At 65.7% G+C, this 14,215-nt stretch carries 14 protein-coding genes and 1 pseudogene; 8 read left to right on the top strand and 7 right to left on the bottom strand.

Going from position 1 to position 14,215, the window contains the following annotated elements; all coding sequences use genetic code 11:
* The first annotated feature begins 2 nt into the window (after window positions 1-2).
* The 4 genes from F4X11_03715 to F4X11_03730 all read left to right on the top strand — a co-directional run bounded on the left by F4X11_03715 (window position 3) and on the right by F4X11_03730 (window position 1,512).
* A complete protein-coding gene (locus F4X11_03715; protein ID MYN64123.1) occupies window positions 3-512 on the top strand; it encodes a hypothetical protein in 510 nt (169 codons plus the stop codon).
* A 122-nt stretch (window positions 513-634) separates the two neighbouring features.
* The gene (locus F4X11_03720; GenBank protein MYN64124.1) at window positions 635-835 is read left to right on the top strand and encodes a hypothetical protein; all 201 of its coding nucleotides are present in this window, start codon (window positions 635-637) and stop codon (window positions 833-835) included.
* Window positions 832-1,092, top strand: coding sequence for a hypothetical protein (locus F4X11_03725; GenBank protein MYN64125.1), 261 nt, complete (start codon window positions 832-834; stop codon window positions 1,090-1,092). The genes F4X11_03720 and F4X11_03725 overlap by 4 nt, the downstream gene beginning before the upstream one ends.
* A 33-nt stretch (window positions 1,093-1,125) precedes the next feature.
* The gene (locus F4X11_03730; GenBank protein ID MYN64126.1) at window positions 1,126-1,512 is read left to right on the top strand and encodes a hypothetical protein; all 387 of its coding nucleotides are present in this window, start codon (window positions 1,126-1,128) and stop codon (window positions 1,510-1,512) included.
* A gap of 45 nt (window positions 1,513-1,557) precedes the next feature.
* Here the strand turns inward: F4X11_03730 and F4X11_03735 are convergent, their stop codons facing one another.
* The 4 genes from F4X11_03735 to F4X11_03750 all read right to left on the bottom strand — a co-directional run bounded on the left by F4X11_03735 (window position 1,558) and on the right by F4X11_03750 (window position 6,258).
* On the bottom strand, window positions 1,558-3,312 hold the full coding sequence (locus tag F4X11_03735) for a hypothetical protein (GenBank protein ID MYN64127.1): 1,755 nt from the start codon (window positions 3,310-3,312) through the stop codon (window positions 1,558-1,560).
* A gap of 51 nt (window positions 3,313-3,363) precedes the next feature.
* Window positions 3,364-3,930 (bottom strand): nucleotidyl transferase AbiEii/AbiGii toxin family protein, encoded by a 567-nt coding sequence (locus F4X11_03740; GenBank protein ID MYN64128.1) that lies wholly within the window; start codon window positions 3,928-3,930, stop codon window positions 3,364-3,366.
* A 221-nt stretch (window positions 3,931-4,151) separates the two neighbouring features.
* Window positions 4,152-5,453 carry a flagellar biosynthesis protein FlgA gene (locus F4X11_03745; protein ID MYN64129.1) on the bottom strand — a complete coding sequence of 434 codons (1,302 nt, stop codon included), beginning with the start codon at window positions 5,451-5,453 and terminating at the stop codon, window positions 4,152-4,154.
* A gap of 10 nt (window positions 5,454-5,463) precedes the next feature.
* Window positions 5,464-6,258 (bottom strand): proline hydroxylase, encoded by a 795-nt coding sequence (locus tag F4X11_03750; GenBank protein MYN64130.1) that lies wholly within the window; start codon window positions 6,256-6,258, stop codon window positions 5,464-5,466.
* A gap of 29 nt (window positions 6,259-6,287) precedes the next feature.
* On the opposite strand from F4X11_03750, the gene F4X11_03755 reads away from it, so the two are divergent.
* From F4X11_03755 to F4X11_03770, 4 genes are all read left to right on the top strand, one after another.
* Entirely contained in the window at window positions 6,288-6,665 is a 378-nt protein-coding gene (locus F4X11_03755; protein ID MYN64131.1) for a cupin domain-containing protein, read from the top strand.
* A 405-nt stretch (window positions 6,666-7,070) separates the two neighbouring features.
* Window positions 7,071-8,027: a hypothetical protein gene (locus F4X11_03760; GenBank protein ID MYN64132.1), complete on the top strand. Its 957-nt coding sequence runs from the start codon at window positions 7,071-7,073 to the stop codon at window positions 8,025-8,027.
* Complete coding sequence (locus tag F4X11_03765; GenBank protein MYN64133.1) at window positions 8,024-8,413, top strand: type II toxin-antitoxin system VapC family toxin; 390 nt, start codon at window positions 8,024-8,026, stop codon at window positions 8,411-8,413. The genes F4X11_03760 and F4X11_03765 overlap by 4 nt, the downstream gene beginning before the upstream one ends.
* A 22-nt stretch (window positions 8,414-8,435) precedes the next feature.
* Window positions 8,436-9,173, top strand: a complete 738-nt coding sequence (locus tag F4X11_03770) for a haloacid dehalogenase type II (protein MYN64134.1) — start codon at window positions 8,436-8,438, stop codon at window positions 9,171-9,173.
* A gap of 137 nt (window positions 9,174-9,310) precedes the next feature.
* On the opposite strand, the gene F4X11_03775 is transcribed toward F4X11_03770, so the two are convergent.
* From F4X11_03775 to F4X11_03785, 3 genes and pseudogenes are all read right to left on the bottom strand, one after another.
* A complete protein-coding gene (locus F4X11_03775) occupies window positions 9,311-10,012 on the bottom strand; it encodes a hypothetical protein (protein MYN64135.1) in 702 nt (233 codons plus the stop codon).
* 31 nt (window positions 10,013-10,043) lie between these two features.
* On the bottom strand, window positions 10,044-10,751 hold the full coding sequence (locus F4X11_03780) for a DUF4433 domain-containing protein (GenBank protein MYN64136.1): 708 nt from the start codon (window positions 10,749-10,751) through the stop codon (window positions 10,044-10,046).
* A gap of 492 nt (window positions 10,752-11,243) precedes the next feature.
* Window positions 11,244-14,211, bottom strand: a pseudogene (locus tag F4X11_03785) (HsdR family type I site-specific deoxyribonuclease).
* Window positions 14,212-14,215: the final 4 nt, after the last annotated feature.

Here is a 14,215-nt window from a genome sequence, read left to right on the forward strand (position 1 = left end):
TCGTGCCGCGAGGCTCCCTCGTCCTCTCGCTGGCTGCCGCGGTCGTTTTGCCTGCTGCCGCGGTCGCCACACTTGCCGTGCCCGCTGCCGCGTCGCTGCTCGCGGCCCAACCGCGCCACCCCGTCTACCTGATATACGACGGCTTCGTCCGCAACGCCGATGGGGCCCTGACGCTGGCCTTCGGCTACCACAACGTGAACCGCGTCGAGGTTGCGCTCGACGGGGAGGACAACGCCTTCCTTCCGGGTCCGGCCGACCGCGGCCAGCCCACCGTGTTCCTGCCGGGGCGGCAGCGATTCGCCTGCGTGCTGGTCGTGCCCGAGGTGTTCGACGGCCGGCTGCAGTGGCAGGTCCGCTTCGCCGGTCACGAGTCGGTGACGACCGCGCGCGTACTGGATCCCCTGTACGCGCTCGAAGAAGCGAGCGCCGAGCAGGCGGTCGAGGGAATCGAACTGGACGGCGCGCCGCAGGGAATCTGCCTGGAGCGGGACGCCATGAGTGAACGGCGGTAAGTGTCGCGCAGTCCTTGCGACGAGGTCAACGGCTAGGAGTTCTTCTGGGACCACGGCGAGCGAACGGCGGTAAGTGTCGCGCAGCCCTTGCGACCCACTGTCAGGAAGCGTAATCTCGACACATGCCCAACGTGGCAGATATCGAGTCGGCGGTTGCTCGCCTCTCGCCAGCCGATCTCGCGGAGTTTCGGGCTTGGTTTGCCAGGTTCGACGCTGCACAGTGGGACGTACAGATAAAACAAGACGCATCAAGCGGCCTGCTCGACGCGCTCGCGGATGAAGCAATCGAGGATCTCCGAGCGGGCCGGGCGACCGACCTGTGAAGCATCGCGCCACCCGTCGGTTCTGGCGCTCCTACGACGAACTTCCCGAGCAACTCCAGCGATTGGCCGACGAGTGCTACGAACGGCTCCGCCGGAATCCTCGCCACCCGTCGCTGCATCTGAAGAGGACCGGGCGGTTCTGGTCTGTTCGCATCGGTCTCCGACATCGTGCGCTTGGCGTGGAGGACGATGACACCGTGGCATGGTTCTGGATCGGGACGCACGCGCAGTACGACCGACTGCTGAAGCGGACATGACGGGGTACACTCCTTCGACACGGGAACACCCTCATGGGCCGGATCGCAGTCGAAGCGACGATCGAGAACGGGACCGACGCGACCTTCCGCATCCGTTGCGATGCGCTGGTCGACACGGGCGCTGCCTACCTGACGCTCCCGAACGTCTGGCGGGACCGCCTGGGAACGCTCACGACCCTCGATACGGTCGCCGTCGAGACGGCGACGCAGGCGGTCGTCAGCGGCGACATCTGTGGACCGGTTCTCCTCCGGATGGAGCATTTCCGGCCGGTTCTGACCGAGGTGCTGTTCATCGAGATGGACCCGGCCGACGGTCAGTACGAGCCGCTGATAGGCTACATCCCGCTCGAGCAGGCGCAGGCCGTCGTCGACCTGGTGGGACATCGTCTGGTCAAGGTGAGCCGGGTCGACCTGAAATGACCTCGGCCAAGTGCTCGCGAACGACCGCACGGGAGTACGGATACGCTATCGCGATCCCGCCTCGTACCACGCCGTCGACGCGCCGGCCGGAGCATTGCCGCTGATGTGGTCCGCCATCCGCCGCACGAGCTCGGCGTTGGTGAACGGCGACCACAGATGGCCCTTCATCGGGCGGCCGTGCACGAACTCGCCGCCGTAGTGCGGATCGGTCGTGCCTTCGAGGAACTCCTCCAGCAGGTACACCGCGTACGGCAGGTAGAACTGGTCCATCTCGGGGTTGTAGATCCGGATCTTGCCGACGAGATCCGGACCGATGCGCGGCCAGTTCTCTTCCAGGTAGTGCCGCAGGTCGTAGCCGTTGTCGCGCATATGGTGCGCCACCTCGCGGTCGATGACGCCGGTCTCCAGGTCCCATAGGCGGCGCGGATAGCCGTCCGCGTCGGTCGGCCCGTACGCGGCGTTCCAGGCGTCGATCTGCCCCCCGGATCGGCCGCGCGAGCCTTGGGCCCGCTCGAGTTGGCTCAACTGCCGGACGCTGCCGACCGGTTGCCCCTCGATGGTCCGCTGGAACATCCGCTCCGGGGCGCCCGGTACCGCATCCGGGACCAGGAACGCGCTCTCGTCCTCGTAGATGTCGATCAACTGGTAGCGGCGGAAGTCGACGGAATCGGGGTAGAAGGTCCACGTGCCGCCGTAGAAGGTCGGGTAGTGGATCTGCGAAGCCAGCGAGATCCAACCGCCGGTGGAGCCGCCGGTGATCACCCGGGCGTAGGGCTCGCCGATCATCCGGAAGTTCTCTTCGAGGTACGGGATCAGCTCCTGGTGGATGGCGTCGCCGTAAGGGCCGTTGTTCGCCGAGTTCAGGCCGTAGGAGTCGTCGAAGAAGGGTGTGGGGTGCTGAATCGTCACCGCGATCAGGCGCGGGAAGTCGTCGCCCGTCCACGCCCGCTGGAAGTCGTACCCCGACTCGCGCATCCCGCCCGACTCGCGCATCATCTGCGCGAACAGTTGCGGCTCTCCCGAGGGCGGCTCCGCCGTGAAGCCGAAGGCGGGCTCCAGCTTGAAGTGGTCGGCCTCGAACACCACCGGGTAGCGCATCTCGGGGCTCTCGTCGTAGCCGCGCGGCAGCAGGACCACGGCGCCGAGATACATGGGGTGCCCCCACCAGTCGCTCAGGATTCGGCTCCGTATCTTGACGCGCCTGACCCACGCGGTGTCCGGCGGCGTCTCGATGGGCGGAATCTCGCCCGTCAGTTCCAGTTGGATCGGCGTGTCCGAGCCCGGATCCACGCGAACGCGTTGCGGTGCGCTGATCAGGTTCCCCGGGGAGAACGCCCAGCGCTGGCCCTCCCACTGGTCCTGCGGCGCCCAGACGACGTGGCCGTCCCGGCGGCGGTACTCCGTGTACACGTGGAGCAGAGCCTGCACCCAATAGTCGCCCGACGGCAGCTCCCCCAGGCGCGCGTAGGGATAGCCGTCCGCCGCGGCGTCGATGACCATGGTCTCGCCCGGTTCGACATCGGCCACGTCCGTCGCGAAGAAGGGCACGCGGCCATCACGCTGCCGCGCCGAGTTGTAGGCCGCAATCCGGGGCTCCGGGTCCGCCGACGGGCTGATTCCCAGGAAGAGGCGTCCGGCGAGCGGGCCTGGAACAAGACCGGCTGCGTAGCTGACCTCGATGCGGAGCCGGGAGGAGACGCCGCCCTCATCGACCGCGGCACGCCGCATCGGAGCACATGCCGTCAGCAGCACGGCCAAGGCCAGCGCGGCATATCGAATCCCGGTAGACGCCAGACGCATGATCTTCTCCCGTTGCGTGATGGCCGCGCGGCTTGAGAAGCGATCGGCCAGTCAATCACCATCAATCGAATCGACCGCGTCATCGAGGCGCGGGAGTAGATCCGACTGACCGAGGGCCTCCTCCAACTGGCCGAGAATATCGCGCACCTCCGTCAGGTCCACATCGCCGCTCGCCAACAGCGAGCGCAGGTCGTCCAGGTCCTTCCCCCGCCCCGCGAGCACCTTCATCACGGCGAGGTCCGTCGCCTGCGCCACCGGCACGTCCACGCCGTCAATCGCGACACGGCTGGCGCGCTCGAGCGTCAGCGCTTCCAATCCGGACCCGGCGAGCACGAGATCGACCTCCATTCCCGAAGCGTGGACCAATGGAACGACTGCTCCCCTCTCAATGAGCTGCTCCGCGATGTCGGGGTAGCGGTGAGTCAGCCCCTCCGATTCGAGCGCCTGGACGAGCGTACCAAGTCGTGCAGGCGCCACCTGCACAGTAACGTCGACGTCCTGTGTCGCGCGCGGGCTGCCGCGCACGGCAACAGCCTGCGCTCCGAAGACGAACCAGGAAAGCCCCTGCCCGTCGAGCACGCGGCGAAGGATGCGGAGGACGTCAGCGACGGCCGACATGGGCGGCGCGATCGAGCAGCGCGCGGACGCGCTGGTGATTGGTGAGGTCGGCGCGACGCATCGCCTCGTTCGGTGACTCGGGCCTGCCGGTCCGAGTTGCCTCGTACAGATCGATAGCCAGCCGAACCTTCTGTGCAACGGGAAGTCTCGCCCGGTGCCTGCGCGCCAGCCGTTCCGGCAGCCCCCAGTCACGGCGGGCGTAGCTCCGCAACTCGTCGTGGTCAAGCAAACCGCGCCTCCATCTCGCGCCGCGCCACGACAGCGTCGACGTTCGGATCGAGCTCCACGTCGTCCCACCGCACGACCTCGCCCGCCGCAACACCCTGCTTCAGCACCACGCCGTGCGCGAGCCCGATCGGCAGCGCGCCGCGCTCGAGCGACGCCCGCGCCGGAAGCAGCTTGCCGTAGACGGTGAACCCGCCTTCCCCGTCGAGGGTCTCCCCCGCCGCGAGATCGCGCTTCGCGGTGGCCGCCGCGTCGCCGACGAAGCTGCGGGTGGCGCCGGTCGGCTTCGCGAGTAGCCCGGCGGCCAGAATCGACACGTTCAGCTCCAGCCCGATGAGATGGAACGGCTTGTACATCGCCGAGTAGCGGCCGGTCGCGTCCGTGTTCATGCCGTACTGGCGGAAGCAGCCGGCCGTGTAGTCGTTGGGCGCCTCGATGACGACGTAGACACCCCACCGCAGGTCGTTCGGGACCGGCCGGCCGTCGCGCTCGAGCGACGACACCACCTCGACCTGTCCCTTGTGGTGAAGCTGGCCGCCGACCTTCGCGGGCCGCAGCACGTGCGCGAGGTCCTCCTTGCCGCACGGCGGGAATCGCAGGCCGTCGGGCGGTGGCGTGAGGCCGGTCGCATTGGCGATGGCGGCCATCTCGATGGCGGACTTCGTGCCGTCGAGGAACGAGTTGAACATCCGGCTGTTCATCCCGGCCGCCGCGGCCTGCTCGGCGGTGAGTCCGTAGTGCTCCCACACCGTGTCCGGCGTCGAGGCGTGGTAGGACGGCAGGTACTTCGTGCCCTTCCCTGCCGCCACGACCTCGAAGCCGCACGAGCGCGCCCATTCCACCAGCTCGCAGGTGAGGGCCGGCTGATCGCCGTAGGCCATCGTGTAGACCACGCCCGCCTCGCGCGCCTCGGCGGCGAGCAGGGGTCCGGCCAGCACGTCGGCCTCGACGTTGACCATCACGATGTGCCGGCGCGCCGCGAAGGCGGCGCGGGCGTGCGCGATGCCCGCCGCGGGGTCGCCGGTCGCCTCGACCACGACGTCGACGCCACCCTCGCCGATGGCTTCGAGTGCGTCCGCGGTGAACCGCGTCCCCGCGATGCGCTGGGCGCTCCAGCCCACCGCGCGGCAGGCGGCGCGGGCGCGGTCCGGATCGAGATCCGCGATCACGCGCACCTCGAGTCCGATCGAGGACGGCGCCTGACTCAGGAACATCGATCCGAACTTGCCGGCGCCGACGAGCCCGACCCGCACCGGCCGGCCGGCGGCGTGCTCGCGAAGCTGGTCGTAGAGGTACATGCCGTGTCGCTCAGGCCGCCGTTCCGGCGCGCGCGAGCTCCGCAAGACAGTCGTCCGCCAGCGGTTCGATCGGCGCGAAGTCACGATGCGCGATCCACGCCGCCCGCTTGAACCGCCGGATGTGGTTGTCGACGTGGCACAGCGACAGGTACACGATGCTGCGGCCGAACGGGCTGATGTTGGGCGGACTCGCATGCACGAGCGTGGAAGCGAAGACGATGATGCTGCCGGGCGGCCCGGTCGGGGCCACGCAGCCGCCCCGCTCGGCGAGCCGCGTCACCGTGGCGCGGTCGAGCGTCCAGAGCGGATAACTCGTCGTCTCCAGGTCGTGGCCGGCCTCGAACACCCCCTGCTTGTGACTTCCCGGCAGGAACAGCAACGGCCCGTTGGCGGCGGTCACCTCGTCGAGGAACACGGCGATGTTCATCGCGCGCGGCTCCGGCATCCGATCATCGCGGTGCCAGGTGCCGAAGTCCTGGTGCCACTGCCAGACCTCGCCGTCGAACGCCGCCTTGGCATTCACCTTGTACTGGTGCATGTAGACGGGGCCGTCGACGAGTTGCATCACCGGCTCGACCAGCCGGGGGTGGCGCCCGAGGCGGCGGAACGCCTCGTTGTAGGTGTGCGCGGCGAACGCGGTGCGGGCGACGCCGGTCGACTCGCGCCACACCTCCTCGCGGTCGAGCGCGTAGACCTCGTCCGCGGCGGCCCGCAGCAGCGCCGCCTCGTCGGCCGAGAAGCGTGACGGGAAGAACAGGTAGCCCTGCTCGTCGAACCGCGCGATCTCCTCGGGAGTCAGCTTCATGACGGTTCTCCCGGCTTACACTGGGCACCATGCCCAACGCAGCCACCGTCACCAAGTTTACGTGGAACGACATGCCGAAGGAGCGGGTCACCAACCGCATCGACCGCCGCATCGTGGCTGGCGAGAGCACGATGGTCGCGCACGTCTATCTGCAGAAGGGCGCGATCGTGCCGGAGCATTCGCACCACAACGAGCAGCTCACCTACGTCCTGAAGGGCAAGCTCCGGTTCTGGGTCGGCGACGACTTCTCGCAGGTCTTCGACGTCGGCGAGGGCGAGATCCTGCACCTTCCGTCGCACGTACCGCACAAGGCCGAGGCGCTGGAGGAGACGCTCGACGTCGACATCTTCAGTCCGCCGCGGCAGGACTGGCTGGACCACACGGACGACTACTTCAAGGATCAGTAGGAACCGATGATGTCGATCCGAAAGACCCGGGAGTCGTAGAGGAGTCCTGGCCGCGTGCCTCGACGCCGAGTGCGGCCGGGTTGCGCCCTGGGCTGCGCGCCGGCCTACCAGACCGGTTGGCGCCAATCATCCAGACAGGAGCGCGACCGCAAACGGCGGCAGCGGCGCACCATCTTGGCTCACTTCGACGACCGACTGCGGTCCACCGCCTGCCGCCGGACGCTCTCGACGTGCTATCTTGGCTGAGTGGCTGATTCTGTACCGCCAGCAAGCACGCATGGACGTCCGCCCCGTCGCTCCGGCACCAGGGAGGGAGCCGGCGCCTCGGATCGGAAGGTCGGGACGAAGACAGGCGACCGACTTCGTTCACCGGGACACAGCGAGCAGTCGCTGAGCGACGTCCAGGTGTCCGACGCCGTAACCGACGCCGAACACCTGTTTCCGCTGGACAACCTCCTGAAGTGCGATTACTTCGTGAAGTATCGCAAGGGCTACTACAAGGCTCGGGACCTGAATCTCCTCAACCCGTACAGGAACTACGTTGAACTCCTGACGTCGTTGAGCGAGATTTACGCATACAACGAGCGACATGCAAGATCGTTCGCAAAGCGAATCACGGCGAACGCGAGCGACTTCGGACAGTGTGAGGCGGTGTTCGCGGAGATAATCGTCTATCGTCACTACGTAAGGCCTGTTCACGAAGACCTGGTTCGCCGGGTAGAACTCCACGAATCCGAAGCCGATGTTATCGTCGAACGGCCGGACGGCTCCAGGATGTTCCTCGAAGTCTTCAGCGTCAATCCGGATTTTCCCATAGCGAAGAGAGGCGAGAAGCCAATCGTGAAGGACGTCAGGACGCATACCCAAAACGCCATGGCGTCGATCCGCCAGAAGCTGCTTCGAAAAATCAAGAGACAGAAGCAGATGTCTGCGCCGCGCGAGAACTATGCGGTCATCGAACTCAACAATCCCTCGATTGCGGGCGATTTCTCCGTCCTTTCGTCCCTGTCCGGCGGATACAAGGTGCAGCTCGACAGACGCACGCTACGGCCGGTGTCCTCCGGCTATGACTGGGGCGAATCAATTTTCAATGATCCAGCCACTCGATTCCTCAAGGGCATCATATATTTCAGCCTGGGTGACTATTCATCCAGGAAGTATCTATTGAATCCTGAAACGAGGCGGACCGATCAGGCTCCACTCGGTGAACGTTTCGATATGGACCAGTTTCTGCACGAAGCCAGACCCAGGATCTTCGATCCGGATGGAAATGTCACAGCGAGCGAAGGATTCGACGTCGATGACTTTGTTCGGACGATCCACGAGGGCCGTGGCGTGGAGCGAAAGGACCTCTCGGATTGATCGTCCTGGACACGAACGTCGTTTCCTACATCTTCGGTGGAGACGACCGCGCCCAGTACTACATCGAACAGATCCGTGGTAGTCGAGCGCTGATCTCTTTTCAGACGCTGGAGGAGCTCTGGTACGGCGCGTTCGCCAAGGGCTGGGGCATACGGCGGAAGAACGAGCTCGCCCGCCATATCGAGCAATACGAAATCGTCTGGACCGGGCCCGAACTTGCGAAGGTGTGCGCGCGCCTGCGCAGCGAACGCCGGTCGGCCGGCCGCGAGATGAACTCCGCTGACGCCTGGATAGCCGCCACCGCCATCCTGCTGGAGTGCCCTCTTGCTTCGCATGACCGTGACTTTTCCGAAATCCCGGGGCTGGAACTCATCCGGTCTTCGTGACCGACGCGATCCAAGAGATGGCATCATGCCTCGACTGACCGACTACCGCGTCCTGACCTTCGACTGCTACGGCACCCTGATCGACTGGGAGTGCGGGATCTGGGACGCGCTGCAGCCGCTCATCATGCGCAACGGCAGGGCCGGGAACCACGTCTCCCGCGGCCCCGGCCTCCGGGCCTTCGCGCAGTGCGAGAGCCGGCAGGAGCAGGCAACGCCCGGCCTCCGCTATCCGGAGTTGCTGGCCCGCGTGCACCGGCGCATCGCTGAAAGCCTGGACCTCGAGAGCAGCGCGGCGCTCGACGAGGCGTTCGGCGCCTCGGTGCCGCACTGGCCCGCGTTCCCCGACACAGCCGACGCGCTGCGCGTCCTCAAGCGGCACTACAAGCTCGTCATCCTGTCCAACGTGCACCGCGAGGGCATCGCCGCCTCGAACCGCAAGCTCGGCGTGGAGTTCGACGCCATCTACACCGCCGAGGACATCGGCTCGTACAAGCCTTCGGACGCCAACTTCGAGTACATGCTGACGCACCTGGAATCGGACCTGGGCCTGGAACGCTCCGTCGTCCTGCACACCGCGCAGAGCCTGCACCACGATCACGTGCCGGCGAAGCGCTTCGGGCTCGCCAACGCCTGGATCGACCGGCAGCGGCTGTCCGCGGGCGGAAGCTGGGGCGCCACCGAGCGCGTCGAAGAGATGCCGTCGACCGACTTCGTGTTCTTCTCGATGGGTGAGATGGCGGAAGCCGTGTCCACCATGTGAGGAACGATTCAACGTCCCGCGCGCCCCGCGGTGCCACCCAATGTGCCATGGGGCGTGCAGGGGAGCGACCCGCCGGAAACCTGCCGGGCCGGGTCGCTCCCTTCAAAAGTGTCCCTGGGGGAAGGCGGACCCGTCGCTCAAGCACGTGATCTTGAGTGCGCTCCGTCGCTGTAGCCGTGCCGCCGGAGCATCGCGATGAACTCGGTTGGGTCAGTGGTGGCCGTGCGCAGGCTACGGTTCTTGAGCAGGGCGACGTACAGGGCGCAAGACCGAGCCTGACAGTTGATGGACTTGTCTGGATTGAATTCGATATCCGTAAACGCGTCGAACCCGACGAGCGCGTCATCGATCTCACCGTCCCGCTCGGCCAGAGCGCCCAACGCCCGGACATAGAGCCAATCGTAGAACGCTGTCTTCGGGGTGAGTTCCCAGTCGCGCCCGTCGAAACGGAATCCGGTCAGGTGATCGCCGGAGAACTGCCTCATGTACCGCTTCACGTCACGGCCGGATCGCACCGAGTACAAGTGGGTGAATGGACCCCGAGCACCGAAGACCTTCGAGCCTTGGAAGGCCGCCTCCAGCAGGATCGGATTCGGCTGAGCATCGATCTCGATCGACAGACTGAAGGCACTGAGCCGCACTCCTAGTGGATTCGCCGACTTCGTAGACACCTCCAGCACGCTAGACGTGCCTAGATCGGTCGCAGCCGACCGGTGAAGTGACTCGACGCAGCGCCGCTTCTGGCTCGCGGCGAAACCCGAGAACCACTCGAATTCAACGATTCGTTCTTCGACCAGGTAACCAGCGGGATCCGGGACGAATAGAGGACGTTTGGCCATCGGACTGCAACCTGTGCCTTACGATGCCGACTCAACGTTTGTAGCCCCGAATGGTCTTGGAGAGTTCATTTCGGTCGAATAGGTCCTTCTGGACGTCAACAGTCGGCGGTTCTACAGGCCAACTCGGGAGTGGTTTGTCAGTGGGCCAAATCGCGAGCAAGGGCGCGACGCTCGCCTTGACCGCATCCGATTCGACGACTATCTGGACAATGGCCCAAGTTGGAACGGCGTGTCTTACTAGGACTTCAGCTTGAATGTCGGTCGGGCAGTTCGGAAGACGATACTCTTGTCGACGGCGTCCCCGCGCGGACACGCGTGGCTGGAACATCGATTCGAACCCTTCGATACCGTCCTGGACAAGGTCGCCGCGCGCAGTCGCGGCGTTGACCGGCGAGAATCTTGTACTCGGAAGCGCGAGTAGGACAGGCGTCAGACACAGATGAACCCACTCTTGCTCAGGTCGTTCCTTGCGGTAGTCGTCGAGCAAGTAGACGTTCGGATACTCAATCGAACAGCACACGTAATCCCGATGACGGTCCAATCGTCGGGGGTCGTTCACCACTCCGTTGACGCCCCGATTGAGCAGGCTCCGCGTCGATGCGATTTCGCGGGCGGCGATGATCCCTGCCAGCGACGTGACGCGTGTGAAGTGGACGAGACGGGTGATCGCAAGTTCCTTGATCCGTCGTAGTATTTGGCCGTTGAACGTAGCGGCTGACATGGCGTCCGTGACCGTCATGGAGCGTCGACGCGCCCGCTACAGGCGCCGCTGCGTGCCGTCAGGCGAGCTTCACGGGTGGCGACAGACATGGCACCAGTAAGACTGCCGACCATGATCAGGAGCATGACGCCCTGGATCCACGGTTTCGTCATGACAACCTCGGCGGGAGCCCGTGGATCTGGTTCCATCATGGGAAGAACACGAGCTTGATCAGCAAGCCGAGAATGGCTGGCCCGTAGCCGAACTTCAGCAACTTCATGTCGGCTTTCAGGTCGGCGATTGCCGCCTTCAGGTCATTGCCGATCCGTCCGATCTCGGTCTGCATGCGGTTGACGTCACGTTCGAGGTCGAGCTTGGTCACCAAGTCTTCGCGGCCAGTGACCATCCTTCGGATCATGCTACCACGGCCGGCGGCGGGCGCGCGGGCGGGGAACGCGGACCACGAGTAGCACAGGCCTTCCCTCTGCGGCCGTTCGGCGCATTCTTGGCCGACGGTGTTCCGGGCGAGCGTCAGTAGTACTGCCGGATGTAGCCATAGGCCCGGTCGAACAGCTCCTGGTCCTGGTGCAGGCGGTACTTGAACAACGTCTTTCGGAGCGCCCTCTTCACCTCCCGCTCGCCGGCCTTGGTCGTCTGCCAGCCCTCGAAGCGCACGTGCCGGACGATCTCGTCGATGTCGTTGACGACTCGCTCGACCATGACGGGCGTACGGTCGTTGCGGGCTTCCTCGAACAGCTCCGTCAGGGCGGCCTTGCCGCGCTCCTCGGGCGTTGCCGGCTCGACGGTCCGCTCTGCCTCTACCACGTCGCGGGCCAGATCGAGCAGTGACTTGAGGAACTCGATACTGACGAGCAGCCCTTGCTCGTGCTTCTGCCGCAGCGCTTCGAGCCGCTCGCCGAGCGCGCGAAAGCGGGGGTCGCTCAGATGTCTGCGAAGCCGCTCGACGACCCTGATCTCGATCTCCTTCGACTTCTTCTCCGGGTCCGTCGTGCCGAGCACGGCGTCCAGCACGTCGGCGTCGAGCACCAGCGTCTCCAGGTCGTCGCGCACGGCCTCGACGTGAACGTGCCGGTGGATGAGGTCGATGGTCTTGGCGCCGAGCGTGTGCCAGAGGAGCTTGTCCGTTCCCGTCGAGGGCTTCAGCGACTCGTACACCTGGCCCAGCCAGCCGTGGTCGGCTTCGTACGGCTCCAGACTCGGGTCGGGGGAAATCGCGTCCCAGAGGCGCGCCAGGTAGCTGTAGTCGGCGGCGAATCCGTCGCGTGTCTCATTGTCCGGGAGACACTCCTGCGCGGCGATCAGTCCCTCGTAGCCGGTGACCGTGCGATCTACCCCGGAGAACCACGCCAGGCATTTCTGCACCGCCGCAGGAAGCGCGGCGACCAGCTCATTGAGGTTCGTGACGACGCGGGTGATGCCCTCCTCGTCGAACTGGATCGCCTGGGCCACATCGTCGAATACCCCGAGGTAGTCGACGATCAGCCCGTGGGTCTTGGTCTCGCCGTACGGCCGGTTCGTGCGGCAGATGGCCTGCAGCAGCGTGTGGTCACGCAGCGGCTTGTCCAGGTACATCGCCTGCAGGATGGGCGCATCGAAGCCGGTCAGCAGCTTCGACGTGACAATCAGCAACTTGAGCGGGTCGTTCGGATCGCGGAAGCGGTCGAGCAGCCGCTCTTCGGCGTCCCGGTCCCGGCGGTAGGCGGCGTACTCGTCCTCTCCGCTGTTGACGGTCATGACGACATCGGACATCTCGACGGGCAACACCCGGTCGAGCGCCTGCTTGTACAGCAGGCAGCCTTCACGGTCGTAGGTGACCACCTGCGCGCCAAAGCCGTTGGGAGCCACCTTCTCCTGGAAGTGCTTCGCGATGTCGACGCAGATCCGCTCGACCCGTTCCGGCGTCTTCAACAGCACCGCCGTGCGGGCCGCGGTCTTCGAGAGTTGCTCCCGATCCAGGTCGCTCAGCCCACCGGTCAGCTCCTGGTACTCGGCGTCAATGGAGGCCCGGTCGATGTGCAGCTCCGGCAACCGCGGCTCGAAGTGCAGCGGCTTCGTCGCGCCGTCTCGGATCGACTCCTCGAAACCGTAGCGGCTCAGGTAGCCGTATTCATCCTCCTCGGCGCCGAAAGCGAAGAACGTGTTCCGGTCGGCGCGGTTGATCGGGGTCCCGGTCAGTCCGAACAGGAACGCGTTGGGGAGCGCCCTGCGCATCTTCCGCCCGAGGTCCCCTTCCTGAGAACGATGGGCCTCGTCGACCAGCACGATGATGTTTGTGACGGTCGTTCAGGACACCGTCCACCTCGCCGAACTTGAAGATCGTCGTGATGATGATCTTCCGAGCGTCCTGCGCGAGCAACCGTTCGAGATCCGCCCGGCTGTCGGCCTTCTCCAGATTCGGCGCGTCGGCCGCGTGGAAAGTGCTGGATATCTGCGTGTCGAGGTCGATCCGGTCGACCACGATGATCACCGTCGGGTTTCCCAACGCCGGATGCAGCCGCAGCTTGCGGGCCGCGAACAGCATCAGGAGCGACTTGCCGGAACCCTGGAAGTGCCAGACCAGGCCCTTCTTGGGGTGGCCGGCGACGACCCGTTCGACAATGCGGTTCGCCGCCTCGACTTGTTGGTAACGTGCGACGATCTTGGCTCGCCGCTTCCCCTTGCCCGTGGCGTAGGCCGTGTAGCTGCCCAGCAGATCCAGAACCGTGTGGGGGCGCAGCATGGACGAAACGGTCTGCCTGATTCGTTCGAGGGCCGGCGTACCTGCGTCGTCGTCCGCCCGCCACGGTCCCCAGAGATCGACCGGCAGGCCGATCGATCCGTATCGCAGGTCTTTCCCTTCGGTGGCGACCGAGCAGAGGTTCGGCACGAACAGATCGGGCACGTTGCGCTCGTAGTCGTCGTGGATCTGCGTTGCCCCGTCGAACCAGCTCTGACTCGACCGCACCGGCGTCTTCGCCTCGATGACGACCAGCGGCAGGCCGTTCACCAGCAGCACGAGATCCGCGCGGCGCTCGTTCGCACCCGATCGGACGGTGTACTGCATGCTGACGACATACTGGTTTCGCTCGACGTCCTCATGGTCGACGAGCCGCACGGTGACGTGCTCGCCGTCCGCGCCGAACGGCATCGACCGCTCTCCGGCGAGCCACGCTGCGAACTCCTCGTTCGCCTTGACCAGCCCGTCCGTCCGCACGCCCATCAGAAAGGCGCGCAGCCGGTACAGCACGTCGTCGGCCCTATCCGGCTGCGCCGCGATCTCCGGGTTGAGGCGGAGCAGCGCTTCGCGCACGTGGTCCTCGACGAGGACCTCGTGTGCCTGTCGCGGAAGGTGCTGCGGCCCGAGGTAGTGCCATCCGAGGCCGGAGAGCGCGCCGTGCCGCCGAGCGAGACCGGGTCCGACCGCCGTGTGGTGGGTTACGCCGCCGCAGAGGATGTCACGGACGAGGGCCTCGACCGTGTTCGACTCGGTGAAGGTCATGCTG

It is taken from the genome of Acidobacteriota bacterium (assembly GCA_009861545.1).
In the GTDB taxonomy this organism is placed as follows: domain Bacteria; phylum Acidobacteriota; class Vicinamibacteria; order Vicinamibacterales; family UBA8438; genus WTFV01.

What these genes read in the sequence shown, in the direction of transcription:
- F4X11_03720 (MYN64124.1), top strand. Translation starts at nt 635, where the DNA reads ATGCCCAACGTGGCAGATATCGAGTCGGCGGTTGCTCGCCTCTCGCCA.
- F4X11_03730 (MYN64126.1), top strand. Translation starts at nt 1,126, where the DNA reads ATGGGCCGGATCGCAGTCGAAGCGACGATCGAGAACGGGACCGACGCG.
- F4X11_03735 (MYN64127.1), bottom strand. Translation starts at nt 3,312, where the DNA reads ATGCGTCTGGCGTCTACCGGGATTCGATATGCCGCGCTGGCCTTGGCC.
- F4X11_03740 (MYN64128.1), bottom strand. Translation starts at nt 3,930, where the DNA reads ATGTCGGCCGTCGCTGACGTCCTCCGCATCCTTCGCCGCGTGCTCGAC.
- F4X11_03745 (MYN64129.1), bottom strand. Translation starts at nt 5,453, where the DNA reads ATGTACCTCTACGACCAGCTTCGCGAGCACGCCGCCGGCCGGCCGGTG.
- F4X11_03750 (MYN64130.1), bottom strand. Translation starts at nt 6,258, where the DNA reads ATGAAGCTGACTCCCGAGGAGATCGCGCGGTTCGACGAGCAGGGCTAC.
- F4X11_03755 (MYN64131.1), top strand. Translation starts at nt 6,288, where the DNA reads ATGCCCAACGCAGCCACCGTCACCAAGTTTACGTGGAACGACATGCCG.
- F4X11_03775 (MYN64135.1), bottom strand. Translation starts at nt 10,012, where the DNA reads ATGGCCAAACGTCCTCTATTCGTCCCGGATCCCGCTGGTTACCTGGTC.
- F4X11_03780 (MYN64136.1), bottom strand. Translation starts at nt 10,751, where the DNA reads ATGACGGTCACGGACGCCATGTCAGCCGCTACGTTCAACGGCCAAATA.